Source organism: Paraburkholderia sediminicola, from assembly GCF_046026895.1.
Classification (GTDB): Bacteria; Pseudomonadota; Gammaproteobacteria; order Burkholderiales; family Burkholderiaceae; genus Paraburkholderia; species Paraburkholderia sediminicola_C.
Window position 1 is genome coordinate 23,863 of sequence record NZ_JAQQEU010000042.1, and the last position, 18,200, is coordinate 42,062.

Genomic DNA, 18,200 nt, shown 5'->3' on the forward strand with positions numbered 1-18,200 from the left:
ATTCGTGTCTGCCGCGACCAGCAACGGCTTCGCAAGGGTATGCAACGCAATCCAATCTTGGAGTTGACGCAGATGAAAGCGATCGAAATCACCGAATTCGGTGCGCCGGACGTCCTCAAGCTGGCTGAGCGGCCCACGCCGCAGCCAAAAGCGGGCGAGGTGCTGATCAAGGTGGCGGCGTCCGGCATCAATCGTCCGGACGTTTTCCAGCGCAAGGGCGGCTATGCGCCGCCGCCGGGCGCATCGGATCTGCCAGGGTTGGAAGTGGCGGGCGAGATCGTCGGCGGCGCGATCGACGAGAAGAACAACCCGTTCGGTCTGAAGATCGGCGATCGCGTGTGCGCGTTGCTGGCCGGCGGCGGCTACGCGGAATACGCGGCCGCGCCGCTACTGCAATGTCTGCCGGTGCCTGCGGGTTTGTCGGATATCGAAGCGGCTTCGTTGCCCGAGACGTTCTTCACGGTATGGAGCAACGTGTTCGACCGTGCGCAGCTCGGCAAGGGCGAAGGCGCGCCGAATGAAACGCTGCTGGTGCAGGGCGGCTCGAGCGGCATCGGCGTGACGGCGATCCAGATTGCGCACGCGCTCGGCTTTCGCGTGTTCGCCACCGCCGGCTCCGATGAAAAGTGCCGCGCGTGCGAGGCGTTGGGCGCCGAGCGGGCGATCAACTACAAGACGGAAGATTTCGTCGAAGTCATCAAGTCGTTGACCAACGACCGTGGCGTCGACGTGGTCCTCGACATGGTGGCGGGCAGCTACGTGCCGCGCGAGCTCACGGCCTTGGCCGAGGGCGGCCGCATCGTGCTGATCGCCCTGCTGGGCGGCGCGAAGGCGGAGCTGAACCTGAACGAAGTGCTACGCCGCCGTTTGACCGTGACCGGCTCGACGCTGCGTCCGCGGCCGATCGAATTCAAGGCGAAGATCGCCGCGCAGCTAAAAGAGCACGTGTGGCCGCATCTCGAAGCGGGCCGCATCAAGCCGGTGGTGCACCGGGTGTTCCCGGCCGCGCAGGCCGCCGACGCGCATGCGTTGATGGAGAGCAGCACGCATGTCGGCAAGATCGTGCTGGCCTGGGGTCAGGACGCTTGACGCGGTCAGTTTGACCCGATCCACCCCACGCAGTAAAATTGCGCGTTTTGCGCACGCCGAATGAATCCGAAAGGCGGACTGTAGGCGCAAACGAAGTCCGCCGCCACGCAAGACGGAACAAGACGAGACGATGTCGAAACAACAACGAGGCAAACTGGTAGTCGGTAACTGGAAGATGCACGGGCGTCTCGCCGCGAATGTCACGCTGTTGCAGGCCGTGGCACAAGGCGCGAGTGAACTGCCGGCCGACGTGCGTGTCGGCGTGTGCGTGCCGAGCCTCTATCTCGCGCAGACTCAGTCGTTGCTCGAAGCCAGTCCGGTTGTGTGGGGCGTGCAGGACGTATCCGCGTTCACGCACGGCGCCTATACCGGCGAAGTGGCTGCGCCGATGGTGACCGATTTCGGCGCCACGTTGGCGATCGTCGGACACTCGGAGCGTCGTGCCTATCATCGCGAAAGCGCCGAGTTGGTTGCGGTCAAGACGCAACGTGCGCTGGAAGCGGGTTTGATGCCCATCGTCTGCGTGGGCGAAACGCTCGAAGAGCGCGAAGCCGGTTCGACCGAGCAGGTAGTCGGCGCGCAACTCGACGAAGTGCTGGCGAAGCTGTCGGTGCAGGAAGCGGCCCGTCTGGTCGTCGCTTATGAGCCGGTCTGGGCGATCGGCACCGGCAAGAGCGCCAGCGCGGAACAAGCGCAGGCAGTCCATGCGTTTCTGCGTTCGCGTCTGGCGGCAAAGGGCGAGGCGGTGGCGGATGTGCCGCTGTTGTACGGCGGCAGTGTGAAGCCGGAAAATGCGGAAGAATTGTTCCGCCAACCGGACATCGACGGCGGCCTGATCGGCGGCGCGTCATTGAAGGACCAGGATTTCCTGGCGATCTGCAAGGCGGCCGCCGCAACCAGCGTCGCCGGTTAAGCAGGGCGTCTCGGCAAGGATGACCCCATCCCGTGAAACACGTTGTGTGTGGCGCGGTTAAATAAAGACTCAGGTGAGTGTGATGCTGTATTTGAAAACATTGATTATCGTCGTTCAGCTGTTGTCGGCACTCGGGGTCATTGGCCTTGTCTTGCTGCAGCACGGCAAAGGCGCCGATATGGGCGCTGCTTTCGGCAGCGGCGCATCGGGCAGCCTGTTCGGCGCAACCGGCTCGGCCAACTTCCTGTCGCGGACCACGGCAGTACTCGCGGCGGTGTTTTTTGTCACGACGCTGGCGCTCACTTATCTCGGCGCGTATCGCTCGAAGCCTTCCGCAGGCTTGCTGGGCGCGGCGGTAACCGCGTCGGCTGCTGCATCCGCTGCTTCCGCGCCGGCTGCTGGCTCGGCGCCGCTGGCTGCGTCGCCGGCATCGGCTGCGTCGGTTCCCGCGACTGACGTGCCGAAATAAATTTTCGTTCAAAGTGCCTTTTGTGCGTTGAACAAACTGTTTAAACCAGTTACAATCTAAGTCTTGAAGCGATTCGCGGGTTTTATAAGTTGTTTTCCCGGATTGCATGCAGTGCCGACGTGGTGAAATTGGTAGACACGCTATCTTGAGGGGGTAGTGGCGAAAGCTGTGCGAGTTCGAGTCTCGCCGTCGGCACCAAAATGTTATCTAAATGCCAGCCGCTTGCTTCGCTTCGGCTGGCATTTTCACTTTCAGGGCACGGCTTGCGTTGGGCTTGCGGGATGTGCGTTTCGGAAGTGATTTCGCGTCAGGAGTGCTATGCTCCTGACGGCACTCAGAACCAACCGATTGAGGATAGTCTTGAACCTCGCAGCCTATTTCCCCGTCTTGTTGTTCCTCGTTGTAGGCACCGGTTTAGGCGTAGCGCTGGTCAGCATCGGCAAGATTCTTGGTCCCAACAAGCCTGATACCGAGAAAAACGCACCGTACGAGTGCGGCTTCGAAGCATTCGAAGATGCGCGCATGAAGTTCGACGTGCGCTATTACCTCGTCGCCATTCTCTTCATCATTTTCGACCTTGAAACCGCGTTCCTGTTCCCGTGGGGCGTGGCCTTGCGCGATATCGGCTGGCCTGGCTTCATGGCAATGATGATTTTCCTGCTCGAATTCCTGCTGGGCTTTGCCTATATCTGGAAGAAAGGCGGCCTCGACTGGGAATGATGGATTAATCGCCGGTTTGCGTGGGTGGCCAAGGCTTGCCGCCCCGTCTGGAGTGGAAAGCAAATGAGTATCGAAGGGGTCTTGAAGGAAGGGTTTGTCACCACCACGGCAGACAAACTGATCAACTGGACGCGTACCGGCTCGCTGTGGCCGATGACGTTCGGTCTTGCGTGTTGCGCGGTCGAGATGATGCATGCGGGTGCTGCCCGTTATGACCTTGACCGCTTCGGTGTGGTGTTTCGTCCGAGTCCGCGTCAGTCGGACGTGATGATCGTCGCCGGCACGCTGTGCAACAAGATGGCGCCCGCTCTGCGGAAGGTCTACGATCAGATGGCCGAGCCGCGCTGGGTGATCTCGATGGGTTCGTGCGCGAATGGCGGCGGCTATTACCACTACTCGTATTCGGTGGTGCGCGGCTGTGACCGGATCGTGCCGGTCGACGTCTATGTGCCGGGTTGCCCGCCAACCGCGGAAGCGCTGGTGTACGGCGTGATCCAGTTGCAGGCCAAGATTCGCCGCACCAACACCATCGCCCGTCAATAAGGCCAACGCCTCCTCCCCACAATATGGCAAGCAAACTCGAGACCCTGAAAGCGAACCTCGAGGCGGCCTTTGGCGGCCTCCTGTTGAGCACCACCGAGGCAATCGGTGAGTTGACGATCGTCGTGAAGGCAAGCGACTACCTCAACGTGGCAACGCGCCTGCGTGACGACCGTGCGCTCGGTTTCGAGCAGTGCATGGACCTGTGCGGCGTCGACTATCAGACCTATGCCGACGGCGCTTACGACGGTCCACGTTTCGCGGCCGTTCTGCATTTGTTGTCGGTGCAGAACAACTGGCGTTTGCGTCTGCGCGTGTTCGCACCGGACGACGAAGTGCCGATCCTGCCGTCCGTCGTCGAAATCTGGAATTCGGTCAACTGGTACGAGCGCGAAGCATTCGACCTGTACGGCATCGTTTTCGAAGGCCACCCGGACTTGCGCCGCATCCTGACCGACTACGGTTTCATCGGTCACCCGTTCCGTAAAGATTTCCCTGTCTCCGGCTACGTCGAAATGCGTTACGACCCGGAAGAGAAGCGCGTCGTCTATCAGCCCGTGACGATCGAGCCGCGGGAAATCACGCCGCGCGTGATCCGCGAGGATCGCTATGGCGGTCTGAAACACTAAGAGAACGCCATGGCAGAGATCAAGAACTACACGCTCAACTTCGGTCCTCAGCATCCGGCAGCGCACGGTGTGCTGCGCCTCGTGCTCGAACTCGACGGCGAAGTCATTCAGCGCGCCGATCCGCACATCGGTCTGCTGCATCGCGCGACTGAAAAGCTCGCCGAAACCAAAACGTTCATCCAGTCCGTGCCGTATATGGACCGTCTCGACTACGTGTCGATGATGGTCAACGAGCACGGCTACGTGATGGCGATCGAGAAGCTGCTCGGCATCGACGTTCCGGTGCGCGCCAAATACATCCGCGTGCTGTTCGACGAAGTCACCCGCGTGCTGAACCACCTGATGTGGATCGGCGCGCACGCGCTCGACGTCGGTGCGATGGCGGTATTCCTGTATGCGTTCCGCGAACGCGAAGATCTGATGGACGTGTACGAAGCGGTGTCCGGCGCGCGGATGCACGCGGCCTACTATCGTCCGGGCGGTGTCTATCGCGATCTGCCGGACGCGATGCCGCAATACAAGGCTTCGAAGATCCGCAATGCGAAGGCGTTGTCGAAGATGAACGAGAACCGCCAGGGTTCGCTGCTGGATTTCATCGACGACTTCTTCACGCGTTTTCCGAAGTGCGTCGACGAATACGAAACGCTGCTCACCGACAACCGGATCTGGAAACAGCGTCTGGTCGGTATCGGCGTAGTCAGCCCGGAACGCGCGCTGCAACTCGGCATGACCGGCGCAATGCTGCGCGGCTCGGGCATCGAGTGGGACCTGCGCAAGAAGCAACCGTACGAAGTTTACGACAAGCTCGATTTCGACATTCCGGTCGGCGTGAATGGCGACTGTTACGACCGCTATCTGGTTCGCGTCGAAGAAATGCGGCAATCGACGCGGATCGTGAAACAGTGCATTGAATGGCTGCGCAAGAATCCGGGCCCGGTGATGATCGATAATCATAAGGTTGCGCCGCCGTCGCGCGTCGGTATGAAATCGAACATGGAAGAGCTGATTCACCACTTCAAGCTGTTCACGGAAGGCTTCCACGTTCCCGAAGGCGAGGCGTACGCCGCTGTCGAACATCCGAAGGGCGAGTTCGGTATCTACCTGATCTCGGACGGCGCGAACAAGCCGTATCGCCTGAAGATCCGAGCACCGGGCTATGCGCACCTGTCCGCGCTGGACGAAATGGCGCGCGGTCACATGATCGCCGACGCCGTGACGATCATCGGCACGCAGGACATCGTGTTCGGCGAAGTGGATCGCTAGGACGTATTCATCGGCGCGCGGCTTCAGATTGCACCGAAGCGCGCGTCAAGCAAAGGAACGCCGGGTCTGTCGCAGCATGACGTGAGCGACGGGTTTTCGTTCGGTAGGAATTGAAAGAGTCGTGTCTGAAAATGATCTCAGCTGAAGGCCTGAAAGAAATCGATCGTGCGATCGCGAAGTATCCCGCCGATCAGAAACAGTCCGCCGTGATGTCGGCGTTGGCCACTGCTCAGGAAGAGCATGGATGGCTGTCGCCCGAACTCATGCAGTTCGTCGCGGACTATCTCGGCATGCCGGCAGTCGCCGTGCAGGAAGTGGCTACTTTCTACACGATGTACGAGACCTCGCCGGTCGGCAAACACAAGATCACGCTCTGCACGAACCTGCCTTGTCAGCTTGGTCCTGACGGCGGTTCCGACAGCGCCGCTGAATACCTGAGGCAGAAGCTCGGCATCGACTTCGGCGAAACCACGCCCGACGGCAAGTTCACCCTGAAAGAAGGTGAGTGCATGGGTTCGTGCGGCGACGCGCCGGTGATGCTGGTGAACAACCATCGCATGTGCAGCTTCATGAGCCGCGAGAAGATCGACCAGCTGCTCGAGGAACTTTCGAAATGACGTCTTTACACGATCGTCACATCAAACCGCTGATTCTCGCCGGCCTGAACGGCGACAACTGGCGTCTCGAAGACTATGTGGCGCGCGGCGGTTACGCCCAACTGCGCCGCATTCTGGAAGAAAAGATTCCGCCCGAGCAGGTGATCGCCGACGTCAAGGCGTCGGGTCTGCGCGGCCGTGGCGGCGCCGGCTTTCCGACCGGTCTGAAGTGGAGCTTCATGCCGCGTCAGTTCCCGGGCCAGAAATACCTCGTCTGCAATTCGGACGAAGGCGAACCGGGCACGTTCAAGGACCGCGATATCCTGCGCTTCAATCCGCACTCGCTGATCGAAGGTATGGCGATCGGCGCGTACGCGATGGGCATTACGGTTGGCTATAACTATATCCACGGCGAGATCTTCGAAGTCTATAAACGCTTTGAACAGGCGTTGGACGAAGCGCGCCGCGCCGGGTTCCTCGGCGAGAACATCATGGGTTCGGGCTTCTCTTTCGAACTGCATGCGCATCACGGTTACGGCGCCTACATCTGCGGCGAAGAAACCGCGCTGCTCGAATCGCTGGAAGGCAAGAAAGGCCAGCCGCGCTTCAAGCCCCCGTTCCCGGCGAGCTTCGGCGTGTACGGCAAGCCGACCACGATCAACAACACCGAGACATTCGCCGCGGTGCCGTTCCTGCTCGCAGTCGGTCCGCAGAATTACCTCGAAATCGGCAAGCCGAACAATGGCGGCACGAAGATTTTCTCGGTGTCCGGCGACGTCGAGCGTCCGGGCAATTATGAAATTCCGCTCGGCACGCCGTTCGCGACGCTGATGGAACTCGCGGGCGGCATCCGCAGCGGCAAGAAGATCAAGGCTGTGATTCCTGGCGGTTCGTCAGCGCCCGTGGTGCCGGGCGAGATGATGATGCAAACCGACATGGACTACGACTCGATCGCCAAGGCTGGCTCGATGCTCGGGTCTGGCGCGGTCATCGTGATGGACGAGACGCGTTGCATGGTGCGCTCGCTGTTGCGGCTGTCCTATTTCTACTACGAAGAGTCGTGTGGTCAATGTACGCCTTGCCGCGAAGGCACGGGCTGGCTGTACCGCGTCGTCCATCGCATCGAGCATGGGCTCGGCCGTCCGGAAGATCTGGATCTGCTGAACTCGGTCGCGGAAAACATCATGGGTCGCACGATTTGCGCGCTCGGCGATGCAGCGGCCATGCCGGTTCGCGGCATGCTCAAGCACTACTGGGACGAATTCGAATATCACGTCGCCCACAAGCATTGCCTCGTCGGCGGTCATGCCGGCGCGGCGGCGGCGTCGGAAACAGTAGCTGCGTGAGTTGACCAGCTGAATGGCTGACTAGCTACCCATCAGACGAACACGTCAACCGCGGGATTCATCGCCTGAAAGCGGGCGATGAACAGGAACGATTGAGCGGCAACAGGTTAAGGAAGATTGACCATCATGGTTGAACTTGAAATAGACGGCAAGAAAGTAGAGGTGCCTGAAGGCAGCATGGTGATCCAGGCTGCGCATAAGGTCGACACGTACATTCCTCACTTCTGCTATCACAAGAAGCTGTCGATTGCGGCCAACTGCCGGATGTGTCTTGTCGATGTCGAGAGGATGCCGAAGGCCGTGCCTGCATGCGCGACGCCGGTGTCGGCGGGCATGATCGTGCGCACCAAGTCGGACAAGGCCGTCAAGGGCCAGCAAGCCGTGATGGAATTCCTGCTGATCAACCACCCGCTGGATTGCCCGATCTGCGACCAGGGCGGCGAATGCCAGCTGCAGGATCTGGCCGTGGGTTACGGCAAGTCGGCATCGCGCTACAGCGAAGAGAAGCGCGTGGTGTTCCATAAGAACGTCGGCCCGCTGATCTCGATGGAAGAGATGTCGCGTTGCATTCACTGCACGCGTTGTGTGCGTTTCGGTCAGGAAATCGCCGGCGTGATGGAACTCGGCATGCTGGGTCGCGGCGAGCATTCGGAAATCACGTCGTTCGTCGGCAAGACGGTCGACTCGGAACTGTCGGGCAACATGATCGACCTGTGCCCGGTCGGCGCGCTGACCAGCAAGCCGTTCCGCTACAGCGCCCGCACGTGGGAGCTGTCGCGCCGCAAGTCGGTGAGCCCGCACGATTCCGTCGGCGCGAACCTCGTGGTGCAAGTCAAGAACAATCGCGTGATGCGTGTTCTGCCGTTCGAAAACGAATCCATCAACGAATGCTGGATCTCGGACAAGGACCGCTTCTCGTATGAAAGCCTGAACAGCCCCGAGCGTCTGACGCATCCGATGCTCAAGCAAGGCGGCCAGTGGGTCGAAACCGACTGGCAGACGGCGCTCGAGTACGTGGTCAAGGGCCTGAAGGGCATCAAGGGCGACCAAGGCGCGAACGCGCTGGCCGCTCTGGGTAGCGCTCACAGCACGGTCGAAGAACTGTTTCTGCTCAAGCAGCTCGCGCAAGCGGTCGGCACGCCGAACGTCGACTTCCGTCTGCGTCAGTCGGATTTCTCGGCGCCCGTCAACGGTGCGCCGTGGCTCGGCACGTCCATCGCCGATCTGTCGAACGTCGACGCCGCATTGGTGATCGGCTCGGATCTGCGCCGCGATCATCCGCTGTTTGCTGCGCGTCTGCGCCAGGCGGCGAAGAACGGCGCGAAGCTCACGCTCGTGCAGGCCACCAGCGACGACGCACTGATTCCACAGGCGCAGCGCGTGGTTGCGGCGCCGTCGGCATGGCTCGACGCGCTGGCGGGCATTGCCGGCGCGGTGTCGGAAGCCAACGGTGTGGCGCTGCCGGACGCATTCGGCGGCACGCAGCCGAGCGACGCCAACAAGCAGGTCGCGAAGTCGCTCGCCACCGGCGAACGCCGCGTCGTGCTGCTCGGTAACGGCGCGCTCCGTCATCCGGACTTCGCGGTCATTCATGCGGCCGCGCAGTGGATCGCCGAGGCGACCGGCGCGACGCTGGGCTTCCTCTCGGAAGCGGCCAACACGGTCGGCGCGCATCTCGTGAACGCGCTGCCGGGCGAGGGTGGTTTGAACGCTCGCGAAGCGTTCGAGCAGCCGCGCAAGGGTTATCTGTTGCTGAACGTCGAGCCGGAATTCGACACGGCCAATCCGGCGCAGGCTTTGGCCGCGCTGAAGCAGGCTGACATGGTCGTGGTGATGTCGCCGTTCCAGATCGGCGCCGAATACGCCGACGTGCTGCTGCCGATCGCGCCGTTCACGGAAACGGCCGGCACGTTCGTCAACGCCGAAGGCACCGTGCAGACGTTCAACGGCGTGGTGCGTCCGCTGGGCGACACGCGCCCGGGGTGGAAGGTGTTGCGCGTGCTGGGCAGCCTGCTCGGCGCGCCGGGTTTCGAATTCGACACGGCGGAAGAAGTGCGCAACGCCGCACTGGGCGACGGCGAAATGAACTCGCGTCTGTCGAACAGGACCGGCGTCGCGGTTGCACGCGGCAAGTCGGTGAAAGCGGCGGAAGGCAAGTTCGAGCGGATTGCCAACGTGCCGATCTATCACGCCGACGCGCTGGTGCGCCGCGCGCAATCGCTGCATCTCACCGCGGCGGCACGCGCGGCGAATTCGGCCGGTTTGCCGGCCGCGCTGTTCGACAAATTGGGTTTGAAGGAAGGCGACGCCGTGCGCGTGCGCCAGGGCGAGCAATCGGTGCAGTTGCCGGCCGTGCGCGACGCGAATCTTGCGGAGACGGTCGTCCGCGTATCGGCGGCTACGCCTGCCGGTGCGGCGCTGGGCAGCCTGTTCGGTGAACTGCTGGTGGAGAAGGCGTAAATGAGCTTGTTCGATACGATCAACTCGGGCGGCACCCAGCTTCTCGGTGTGGCATGGCCCACGGTGTGGGCACTCGTGCGCATCCTGGTGGTGGCCGTCGTGATCCTGCTGTGCGTGGCTTACCTGATTCTGTGGGAGCGTAAGCTGATCGGCTGGATGCACGTGCGTCTCGGCCCGAACCGCGTTGGTCCGGCAGGTCTGCTGCAGCCGATCGCCGACGTGCTGAAGCTGTTGCTCAAAGAGGTGATTCAGCCCGCCCAGGCGAGCCGCTGGATTTACCTGATCGCGCCGATCATGGTGGTGGTGCCGGCCTTCGCGGTATGGGCGGTGATTCCGTTCCAGGCCGGCGCGGTGCTCGGCGACATCAACGCGGGTCTGCTGTACGCGATGGCGATTTCGTCGATCGGCGTGTACGGCGTGATTCTGGCCGGTTGGGCGTCGAACTCGAAGTACGCGTTCCTCGGTGCGATGCGCGCCGCGGCGCAAATGGTCTCGTATGAAATCTCGATGGGCTTCGCGCTCGTCGTCGTGCTGATGACGGCGGGCACGCTCAACCTGTCGGGCATCGTCGCTTCGCAGGAGCACGGTTTCTTCGCGTCGCACGGCCTGAACTTCCTGTCGTGGAACTGGCTGCCGCTGTTGCCGATGTTCGTTGTGTACTTCATTTCGGGCATCGCCGAAACGAACCGTCACCCGTTCGACGTGGTGGAAGGCGAGTCGGAAATCGTCGCGGGCCACATGATCGACTACTCGGGGATGGCGTTCGCGCTGTTCTTCCTCGCCGAGTACATCAATATGATCGTGATCTCGGCGTTGGCTGCAACTCTGTTCCTTGGCGGCTGGAGCGCACCGTTCGGCTTCCTGTCGTTTATCCCGGGCATCGTATGGCTCGTCGTCAAGGTTTTCTTGCTGTTGTCGGTGTTCATCTGGGCGCGCGCCACGTTCCCGCGCTACCGCTATGACCAGATCATGCGTCTGGGCTGGAAGATTTTCATTCCGGTCTGCGTGGTGTGGCTGGTGGTGGTCGGCTTCTGGATCATGTCGCCGTTGAACATCTGGAATTAAGGGCGGATGAACCCATGACCGCAATCCAAAACTTTTTCAAGACCTTCTTCCTGACGGAACTGCTCAAGGGACTCGCGCTGACCGGACGTTATACGTTCCAGCGCAAGGTGACCGTGCAGTTCCCGGAAGAGAAGACCCCGATCTCGCCGCGTTTTCGCGGCCTGCATGCGCTGCGCCGCTATGAAAACGGCGAAGAGCGCTGCATCGCCTGCAAGCTGTGCGAAGCGGTGTGCCCGGCGCTCGCGATCACGATCGAATCGGAAACGCGCGCGGACAACACGCGCCGCACGACGCGCTACGACATCGACCTGACCAAGTGCATCTTCTGCGGCTTCTGCGAAGAGAGCTGCCCGGTCGATTCGATCGTCGAGACGCACATTCTCGAGTATCACGGCGAGAAGCGCGGCGACCTGTACTTCACGAAAGACATGCTGCTGGCCGTCGGCGATCGCTACGAAGCGGAGATCGCCGCGAATAAGGCAGCCGACGCACCGTATCGTTGAAGCGCTTCGCCGTTAATGCGGTAGACGCAGCAGTAAAGCAGTAACACGGCCTGTTGTCGGGCCGAGCGCCGCGGCCTGAACGCCGCGGCACGGCGCACCTGTGCGGCAGTTCGGGCAGCTTCGCCCGCTTTGCCAAGTACGCGTGCCAAAGAACAATGCCTGACGATGGCCTAACGATGAACCGGTAATCATGGAATTCACGACCGTACTGTTCTACATCTTCGCGCTGCTCCTGGTTGTCTCGGGGCTGAAGGTGATCACCTCGCGCAACCCGGTAGCGTCCGCACTGTTCCTGGTGCTGGCGTTCTTCAACGCAGCCGCGATCTGGATGCTGCTGGAGGCCGAGTTCCTCGCGATCCTGCTGGTGCTGGTCTACGTCGGCGCGGTGATGGTGCTGTTCCTGTTCGTCGTGATGATGCTGGACATCAATCTCGACGTGCTGCGCAAAGACTTCAAACGCTTCGTGCCAATGGCCACGCTGGTGGGCGCGATCATCGTGATCGAAACCGCGCTGATCCTGTGGCACGGCTACGGCGCGACCGGCACGGCGTTGCGCGACACCACCGCGGCCGCGAACGGTATGGGCGACTGGTCGAACACGCGTCTGATCGGCAAGGTCATCTACACCGACTACATCTTCGCGTTCGAAATCGCTGGCCTCGTGCTGCTGGTGGCGATCATCGCGGCAGTCGCGCTGACCACGAGCCACAAGAAGGACAGCAAGCGTCAGAACGTCAGCGCGCAGGTCAAGGTGCGTGCGCAGGACCGGGTGCGCATCGTGAAGATGGCGTCGGAGAAAACCGCGGCAACCGTCGCGGCAGAAGAAGCCGCCGCAGCGGCGGCAGCGGCCGAGTCGGCCCCTGCTAAAAACAGCTGAGCGGACAGGAGATAGAAATCATGTTGACCCTTGCCCACTACCTTGTCCTCGGCGCGATCATGTTTGCGATCAGCGTCGTCGGCATTTTCCTGAACCGCCGCAACGTCATCATCATCCTGATGGCGATCGAACTGATGCTGCTCGCGGTGAACACCAATTTCGTCGCGTTCTCCCATTATCTCGGCGACGTGCATGGCCAGATCTTCGTCTTCTTCGTGCTGACGGTTGCAGCGGCGGAAGCGGCGATCGGCCTCGCAATTCTGGTGACCCTGTTCCGTAGTCTCGACACGATCAATGTCGAGGATCTCGATCAGCTCAAAGGTTAATTTCAGGAAAAGCGGTTATGTCCACGATACTCAATGAAAACCTGCTGTTGGCCATCCCGTTGGCACCGCTCGCCGGTTGCCTGGTTGCAGGACTGTTCGGGAAGGCGGTAGGGCGAGCCGGTGCGCACTCGGTCACGATCCTCGGCGTCGCGATCTCGTTCATCCTGTCGGCCATCGTATTCTTCCAGGTGATGGACGGCGCAAGCTTCAACGCGACCGTCTATCAATGGATGGCGATCGGCAAGACGCAATTCGAAATCGGCTTCCTGGTCGACTCGCTGACGGCGATGATGATGTGCGTGGTGACCTTCGTGTCGCTGATGGTGCACATCTACACGATCGGCTACATGGCCGACGACGACGGCTACCAGCGCTTCTTCTCGTACATCTCGCTGTTCACGTTCTCGATGTTGATGCTCGTGATGAGCAACAACTTCCTGCAGCTGTTCTTCGGCTGGGAAGCGGTGGGTCTCGTGTCGTACCTGCTGATCGGTTTCTACTTCAAGCGTGAGAGCGCGATCTACGCGAACATGAAGGCGTTCATCGTGAACCGCGTCGGCGACTTCGGTTTCCTGCTGGGCATCGGCCTGCTGTTCGCGTTCGCCGGTTCGATGAACTACGGCGACGTCTTCGCGAAGCGCACCGAGCTCGCCGCGTTGACCTTCCCGGGCACGGACTGGGGTCTGCTGACGGTGGCCTGCATTTGCCTGTTCATCGGCGCGATGGGTAAGTCGGCGCAGTTCCCGCTGCACGTCTGGCTGCCGGACTCGATGGAAGGCCCGACGCCGATTTCCGCGCTGATTCACGCGGCAACCATGGTGACGGCCGGGATCTTCATGGTCACGCGCATGTCGCCGCTGTTCGAACTGTCGGATACGGCGCTGTCGTTCGTCATGGTCATCGGCGCGATTACCGCGCTGTTCATGGGCTTTCTCGGGATCGTCCAGAACGACATCAAGCGCGTAGTGGCTTATTCCACTCTGTCGCAGCTCGGTTACATGACGGTCGCGCTCGGCGCGTCGGCTTACTCCGTCGCCGTGTTCCACCTGATGACACACGCGTTCTTCAAGGCGCTGCTGTTCCTCGGCGCGGGTTCTGTGATCATCGGCATGCACCACGACCAGGACATGCGCAACATGGGCGGCCTGCGCAAGTACATGCCGATCACGTGGATCACGTCGCTGATCGGTTCGCTGGCGCTGATCGGCACGCCGTTCTTCTCGGGCTTTTACTCGAAAGACTCGATCATCGACGCGGTGAAACTGTCTCATCTGCCGGGTTCGGGTTTCGCGTACTTCGCGGTGGTGGCGAGCGTGTTCGTCACTGCGCTGTACTCGTTCCGCATGTACTTCATGGTGTTCCACGGCAAGGAGCGTTTCCGCGATCCGAAGCACCCGGAATCGCCGATGGGCGCGGAAGCCGCGGCGCATGCACAGCACGCTCATGGCCACGACGCGCACGGCCACGGTCACGACGACCACGCTCACGAGCCGCATGAAACGCCGTGGGTAGTGTGGCTGCCGCTGGTGCTGCTGGCGATCCCGTCGGTGGTGATCGGTGCGATCGGCGTCGGTCCGATGCTGTTCGGCGATTTCTTCCAGCATGGCGTGGCGTTCGACAAGGTGATCTACATCAGCGAAAACCATCCGGCGCTGCACGAGATGGCCGAAGAATTCCAGGGCTGGGCGTCGATGGGTCTGCACTCGGTTGCGGGTCTGCCCGTCTGGCTGGCGCTCGCGGGCGTGGTGGTCGCGTGGTTCCTGTACCTGGTTCGTCCGGATCTGCCGGCTGTGATCAAGCGCGCATTCGGCCCGATCTACACGTTGCTCGATAACAAGTACTACATGGACAAGATCAACGAAGTCGTGTTTGCGCGGGGTGCCGTGGCAATTGGCCGTGGTCTCTGGAAGGAAGGCGACGTCGTCGTGATCGACGGCATCGTCAACGGCAGCGCACGCTTTATCGGCTGGTTTGCCGGCGTGATCCGTTTCCTTCAATCCGGCTACATCTACCACTACGCGTTCGCCATGATTATCGGCATGTTGGGGCTCCTGACCCTGTTTGTAACGCTCGGCGGCAAATAAGGCGAGGGACACTAATGCACGCTTATCCGATTCTCAGCATCGCGATCTGGTTACCGATCCTCGTCGGTCTCCTGGTCTTGGCCATCGGTTCCGACCGGAATCCGGCTCCCGCGCGCTGGATTGCGCTGATCGGTTCGGTCGTCAGCTTCCTCGTGACGATTCCGCTCATCACCGGTTTCGATTCGAGCACCGCCGATCTGCAGTTCGTCGAACAGGCGACCTGGATCGAGCGCTTCCACATTGCGTACCACCTGGGTGTCGACGGCATCTCGATGTGGTTCGTGGTGCTGACCGCATTGATTACGGTGATCGTCGTGATCTCCGCGTGGGAAGTGATCACGAAGAACGTCGCGCAGTACCTTGCGGCATTCCTGATCCTGTCGGGCATCATGGTCGGCGTGTTCAGCGCGGCCGACGGCATGCTGTTCTACGTGTTCTTCGAAGCGACGCTGATCCCGATGTACATCATCATCGGTGTGTGGGGCGGGGCGAACCGCGTGTACGCGGCATTCAAGTTCTTCCTGTACACGCTGGCGGGCTCCCTGCTGATGCTGGTCGCGTTGCTGTACCTGTACACCGAAACCGGCACGTTCGACCTCGCCACGTGGCAGCACGCGCAGATCGCGATGACGCCACAGGTGCTGCTGTTCATAGCGTTCTTCCTGGCCTTCGCGGTGAAGGTGCCAATGTGGCCGGTGCACACGTGGTTGCCTGACGCCCACGTGGAAGCGCCGACCGGCGGCTCGGTCGTGCTGGCCGCGATCATGCTGAAGCTGGGCGCATACGGTTTCCTGCGTTTCTCATTGCCGATCACGCCGGACGCTAGCCACTTCCTCGCGCCGGTCGTCATTACGCTGTCGCTGATCGCGGTGATCTACATCGGTCTGGTCGCGATGGTGCAGGCCGACATGAAGAAGCTGGTCGCGTATTCGTCGATCGCGCACATGGGCTTCGTCACGCTCGGCTTCTTCATCTTCAACCAGCTCGGTGCGGAAGGTGCGATCGTGCAGATGATCTCGCACGGTTTCGTGTCGGGCGCGATGTTCCTGAGCATCGGCGTGCTGTACGACCGCATGCACTCGCGTCAGATCGCCGACTACGGCGGCGTCGTCAATGTGATGCCGAAATTCGCGGCATTCGTGATGCTGTTCGCGATGGCCAATTGCGGCTTGCCGGGCACCTCGGGTTTCGTCGGCGAGTTCATGGTGATTCTGGCAGCGGTCCAGTACAACTTCTGGATTGCGGGTGGTGCGGCGGTCACGCTGATTCTCGGCGCGGCCTACACGCTGTGGATGTACAAGCGGGTGTACTTCGGCGCGGTCGTCAACGATCACGTGAAGAGCCTGCTGGATATCGGCCATCGCGAGTTTTTCATGCTGGCAGTGCTCGCCGCACTGACGCTGTTCATGGGCCTGTATCCGAAGCCCTTTACCGATGTGATGCACGTATCCGTGGAAAACCTCCTCTCCCACGTTGCGCAGTCGAAGCTGCCGTTGCCTCAGTAACGCCGAGCGGAGGAATTTAAAGACCATGCAAAACGCCCCTATGACTGCTCTGTTGCCCGACGCACTGGTGATGTTCGCCGTTGTCGTCGCGTGGCTCAACGACACGTTCGTCGGCCAGGACGGTCGCCGTACCACGTATTTCATCGCATTCTTCTCGACGCTGGTCGCCGGCATCTGGTTTGCGATGAACGCGTTCGACCCGCAAGTGCGGTATTTCTTCGGCCACATGTACGTGGTGGACCCGTTCGCCAACGTGATGAAGGCGGTGGTGTCGCTCGGCTACGCCGTGTCGATCGTTTATTCGCGCCGCTACCTCGAAGATCGCGGTTTGTTCCGCGGCGATTTCTTCCTGTTGGGCATGTTCTCGCTGCTCGGCCAGCTCGTGATGATCTCGGGCAACAACTTCCTGACGTTGTATCTCGGTCTGGAACTGATGTCGTTGTCGCTGTACGCCGTGATCGCGCTGCGTCGCGAAGTGCCGCAGTCGAACGAAGCCGCGATGAAGTACTACGTGCTCGGCGCGCTGGCTTCCGGGTTCCTGCTGTACGGCATCTCGATGCTGTACGGCGCGACCGGCTCGCTCGACCTGAACGAAGTGTTCAAGGCGATCGGCACGAGCCACTACGACCCGAGCGTGTTGCTGTTCGGTGTGATCTTCATCGTGGCCGGTGTGGCGTTCAAGATGGGCGCGGTGCCGTTCCACATGTGGGTGCCCGACGTGTATCAGGGTGCTCCGACGGCGATGACGCTGATCGTCGGCGGCGGCCCGAAGGTCGCGGCATTCGCGTGGGGTCTGCGCTTCCTCGTGATGGGTCTACTGCCGCTCGCGGTCGAATGGCAGCAAATGCTGGTGATTCTGGCGGCGTTGTCGCTGATCGTCGGCAACATCACCGGTATCGTGCAGCGTAACGTCAAGCGCATGCTCGCGTATTCCGCGATCTCGAACATGGGCTTCGTGCTGCTCGGCCTGCTGGCCGGCGTGGTCGACCAGAAGACCGTGGGCGCCGCCAACGCGTACGGTTCGGCGATGTTCTACAGCATCGTCTATCTGATTACGACGCTCGGCACCTTCGGCGTCATCATGCTGCTGGCGCGTCGCGATTTCGAAGCGGACACGCTCGAAGACTTCAAGGGCCTGAATCAACGCAGTCCGGTGTTCGCGTTCGTGATGATGATCATGATGTTCTCGCTCGCCGGCATTCCGCCCGCGGTCGGCTTCTACGCGAAGCTCGCGGTACTGCAGGCAACCATGAATGCCGGTCTGACCTGGCTCACGGTGCTGGCCGTGATCACGTCGCTGTTCGGCGCGTTCTACTACCTGCGTATCGTCAAGCTGATGTATTTTGACGAGCCGCAAGACAAGTCGCCTATCATGGCCGACACCAGCACGCGCGCTTTGCTCGCGCTCAACGGTGTTGCTGTGCTGGTGCTGGGTATCGTGCCGGATCCGCTGTTGAAGGCTTGCCTGCAGGCTATCCAGCACACGCTGCTGCTCTGATGTCGGCTGCAGGCTGGTTTATCGTGTTGTTGGCGCTGGTCGGCGCCAACCTGCCTTTCCTGAATCAGCGCCTTTTCGCCGCCGTGCCGTTAAAAGCGGCGAAGAAGAGTGCGTGGATCCGGATCGCCGAATTGATCGCGCTGTACTTCGTGGTCGGCGCGCTCGGTTTTTTGCTCGAAGCGCGAGCGGGAAACCGCTTCGAACAGGGCTGGCAGTTCTACGCGATCACGTTCGCACTGTTCGTCGTGCTCGCATTTCCCGGCTTTACCTTCCAATATCTCGTCAAACGCCGCTGACGGCGTCTCGCCGTCGCGCAC

The 18,200-nt window shown here is 61.2% G+C and carries 18 protein-coding genes and 1 tRNA gene; all 19 read left to right on the plus strand.

Annotation, left to right across the window (positions count from 1 at the left end):
- Positions 1-72 precede the first annotated feature (72 nt).
- The gene (locus tag PQR02_RS25585; protein ID WP_408237710.1) at positions 73-1,089 is read left to right on the plus strand and encodes an NAD(P)H-quinone oxidoreductase; all 1,017 of its coding nucleotides are present in this window, start codon (positions 73-75) and stop codon (positions 1,087-1,089) included.
- 130 nt (positions 1,090-1,219) lie between these two features.
- The gene (gene tpiA / locus PQR02_RS25590; protein ID WP_408237713.1) at positions 1,220-2,002 is read left to right on the plus strand and encodes a triose-phosphate isomerase; all 783 of its coding nucleotides are present in this window, start codon (positions 1,220-1,222) and stop codon (positions 2,000-2,002) included.
- A gap of 82 nt (positions 2,003-2,084) precedes the next feature.
- Positions 2,085-2,471 (plus strand): preprotein translocase subunit SecG, encoded by a 387-nt coding sequence (gene secG, locus PQR02_RS25595; protein WP_408237716.1) that lies wholly within the window; start codon positions 2,085-2,087, stop codon positions 2,469-2,471.
- 113 nt (positions 2,472-2,584) lie between these two features.
- Positions 2,585-2,669, plus strand: a tRNA-Leu gene (locus PQR02_RS25600).
- A gap of 162 nt (positions 2,670-2,831) precedes the next feature.
- The gene (locus tag PQR02_RS25605; RefSeq protein WP_013339872.1) at positions 2,832-3,191 is read left to right on the plus strand and encodes an NADH-quinone oxidoreductase subunit A; all 360 of its coding nucleotides are present in this window, start codon (positions 2,832-2,834) and stop codon (positions 3,189-3,191) included.
- Positions 3,192-3,254: 63 nt separating this feature from the next.
- On the plus strand, positions 3,255-3,734 hold the full coding sequence (locus tag PQR02_RS25610; protein ID WP_006052903.1) for a NuoB/complex I 20 kDa subunit family protein: 480 nt from the start codon (positions 3,255-3,257) through the stop codon (positions 3,732-3,734).
- Positions 3,735-3,757: 23 nt separating this feature from the next.
- On the plus strand, positions 3,758-4,360 hold the full coding sequence (locus PQR02_RS25615; RefSeq protein ID WP_408237719.1) for an NADH-quinone oxidoreductase subunit C: 603 nt from the start codon (positions 3,758-3,760) through the stop codon (positions 4,358-4,360).
- A 9-nt stretch (positions 4,361-4,369) separates the two neighbouring features.
- A complete protein-coding gene (locus PQR02_RS25620; RefSeq protein WP_408237722.1) occupies positions 4,370-5,623 on the plus strand; it encodes an NADH-quinone oxidoreductase subunit D in 1,254 nt (417 codons plus the stop codon).
- A 131-nt stretch (positions 5,624-5,754) separates the two neighbouring features.
- Positions 5,755-6,240: an NADH-quinone oxidoreductase subunit NuoE gene (gene nuoE, locus PQR02_RS25625; protein ID WP_408237725.1), complete on the plus strand. Its 486-nt coding sequence runs from the start codon at positions 5,755-5,757 to the stop codon at positions 6,238-6,240.
- Positions 6,237-7,565, plus strand: a complete 1,329-nt coding sequence (gene nuoF, locus PQR02_RS25630) for an NADH-quinone oxidoreductase subunit NuoF (protein WP_408237728.1) — start codon at positions 6,237-6,239, stop codon at positions 7,563-7,565. The genes nuoE and nuoF overlap by 4 nt, the downstream gene beginning before the upstream one ends.
- Before the next feature lie 126 nt (positions 7,566-7,691).
- Entirely contained in the window at positions 7,692-10,025 is a 2,334-nt protein-coding gene (gene nuoG, locus PQR02_RS25635) for an NADH-quinone oxidoreductase subunit NuoG (RefSeq protein ID WP_408237731.1), read from the plus strand.
- Positions 10,026-11,090, plus strand: coding sequence for an NADH-quinone oxidoreductase subunit NuoH (nuoH, locus tag PQR02_RS25640; RefSeq protein ID WP_408237734.1), 1,065 nt, complete (start codon positions 10,026-10,028; stop codon positions 11,088-11,090).
- Between the two features lie 14 nt (positions 11,091-11,104).
- Entirely contained in the window at positions 11,105-11,593 is a 489-nt protein-coding gene (gene nuoI / locus PQR02_RS25645; protein WP_012432383.1) for an NADH-quinone oxidoreductase subunit NuoI, read from the plus strand.
- Positions 11,594-11,783: 190 nt separating this feature from the next.
- Positions 11,784-12,470, plus strand: coding sequence for an NADH-quinone oxidoreductase subunit J (locus tag PQR02_RS25650; protein ID WP_408237737.1), 687 nt, complete (start codon positions 11,784-11,786; stop codon positions 12,468-12,470).
- A gap of 20 nt (positions 12,471-12,490) precedes the next feature.
- Positions 12,491-12,796, plus strand: coding sequence for an NADH-quinone oxidoreductase subunit NuoK (nuoK, locus tag PQR02_RS25655; RefSeq protein WP_149673722.1), 306 nt, complete (start codon positions 12,491-12,493; stop codon positions 12,794-12,796).
- A gap of 17 nt (positions 12,797-12,813) precedes the next feature.
- Positions 12,814-14,880 carry an NADH-quinone oxidoreductase subunit L gene (gene nuoL / locus PQR02_RS25660; RefSeq protein WP_408237741.1) on the plus strand — a complete coding sequence of 689 codons (2,067 nt, stop codon included), beginning with the start codon at positions 12,814-12,816 and terminating at the stop codon, positions 14,878-14,880.
- A gap of 14 nt (positions 14,881-14,894) precedes the next feature.
- On the plus strand, positions 14,895-16,385 hold the full coding sequence (locus tag PQR02_RS25665) for an NADH-quinone oxidoreductase subunit M (RefSeq protein ID WP_408237744.1): 1,491 nt from the start codon (positions 14,895-14,897) through the stop codon (positions 16,383-16,385).
- Positions 16,386-16,410: 25 nt separating this feature from the next.
- A complete protein-coding gene (nuoN, locus tag PQR02_RS25670) occupies positions 16,411-17,883 on the plus strand; it encodes an NADH-quinone oxidoreductase subunit NuoN (protein WP_408237747.1) in 1,473 nt (490 codons plus the stop codon).
- Complete coding sequence (locus PQR02_RS25675; protein ID WP_408237750.1) at positions 17,883-18,179, plus strand: DUF2818 family protein; 297 nt, start codon at positions 17,883-17,885, stop codon at positions 18,177-18,179. Before nuoN ends, PQR02_RS25675 begins: the two co-directional genes overlap by 1 nt.
- Positions 18,180-18,200 lie beyond the last annotated feature (21 nt).

Bases quoted from the DNA above. Each gene is read 5' to 3' on its own strand.
- nuoL (WP_408237741.1), top strand. From the start codon at position 12,814: ATGTCCACGATACTCAATGAAAACCTGCTGTTGGCCATCCCGTTGGCA.
- nuoN (WP_408237747.1), top strand. From the start codon at position 16,411: ATGCAAAACGCCCCTATGACTGCTCTGTTGCCCGACGCACTGGTGATG.
- PQR02_RS25610 (WP_006052903.1), top strand. From the start codon at position 3,255: ATGAGTATCGAAGGGGTCTTGAAGGAAGGGTTTGTCACCACCACGGCA.
- nuoK (WP_149673722.1), top strand. From the start codon at position 12,491: ATGTTGACCCTTGCCCACTACCTTGTCCTCGGCGCGATCATGTTTGCG.
- nuoG (WP_408237731.1), top strand. From the start codon at position 7,692: ATGGTTGAACTTGAAATAGACGGCAAGAAAGTAGAGGTGCCTGAAGGC.
- PQR02_RS25620 (WP_408237722.1), top strand. From the start codon at position 4,370: ATGGCAGAGATCAAGAACTACACGCTCAACTTCGGTCCTCAGCATCCG.
- PQR02_RS25650 (WP_408237737.1), top strand. From the start codon at position 11,784: ATGGAATTCACGACCGTACTGTTCTACATCTTCGCGCTGCTCCTGGTT.
- PQR02_RS25615 (WP_408237719.1), top strand. From the start codon at position 3,758: ATGGCAAGCAAACTCGAGACCCTGAAAGCGAACCTCGAGGCGGCCTTT.
- nuoH (WP_408237734.1), top strand. From the start codon at position 10,026: ATGAGCTTGTTCGATACGATCAACTCGGGCGGCACCCAGCTTCTCGGT.
- nuoF (WP_408237728.1), top strand. From the start codon at position 6,237: ATGACGTCTTTACACGATCGTCACATCAAACCGCTGATTCTCGCCGGC.
- nuoI (WP_012432383.1), top strand. From the start codon at position 11,105: ATGACCGCAATCCAAAACTTTTTCAAGACCTTCTTCCTGACGGAACTG.
- PQR02_RS25665 (WP_408237744.1), top strand. From the start codon at position 14,895: ATGCACGCTTATCCGATTCTCAGCATCGCGATCTGGTTACCGATCCTC.
- PQR02_RS25585 (WP_408237710.1), top strand. From the start codon at position 73: ATGAAAGCGATCGAAATCACCGAATTCGGTGCGCCGGACGTCCTCAAG.
- nuoE (WP_408237725.1), top strand. From the start codon at position 5,755: ATGATCTCAGCTGAAGGCCTGAAAGAAATCGATCGTGCGATCGCGAAG.
- PQR02_RS25675 (WP_408237750.1), top strand. From the start codon at position 17,883: ATGTCGGCTGCAGGCTGGTTTATCGTGTTGTTGGCGCTGGTCGGCGCC.
- tpiA (WP_408237713.1), top strand. From the start codon at position 1,220: ATGTCGAAACAACAACGAGGCAAACTGGTAGTCGGTAACTGGAAGATG.
- secG (WP_408237716.1), top strand. From the start codon at position 2,085: ATGCTGTATTTGAAAACATTGATTATCGTCGTTCAGCTGTTGTCGGCA.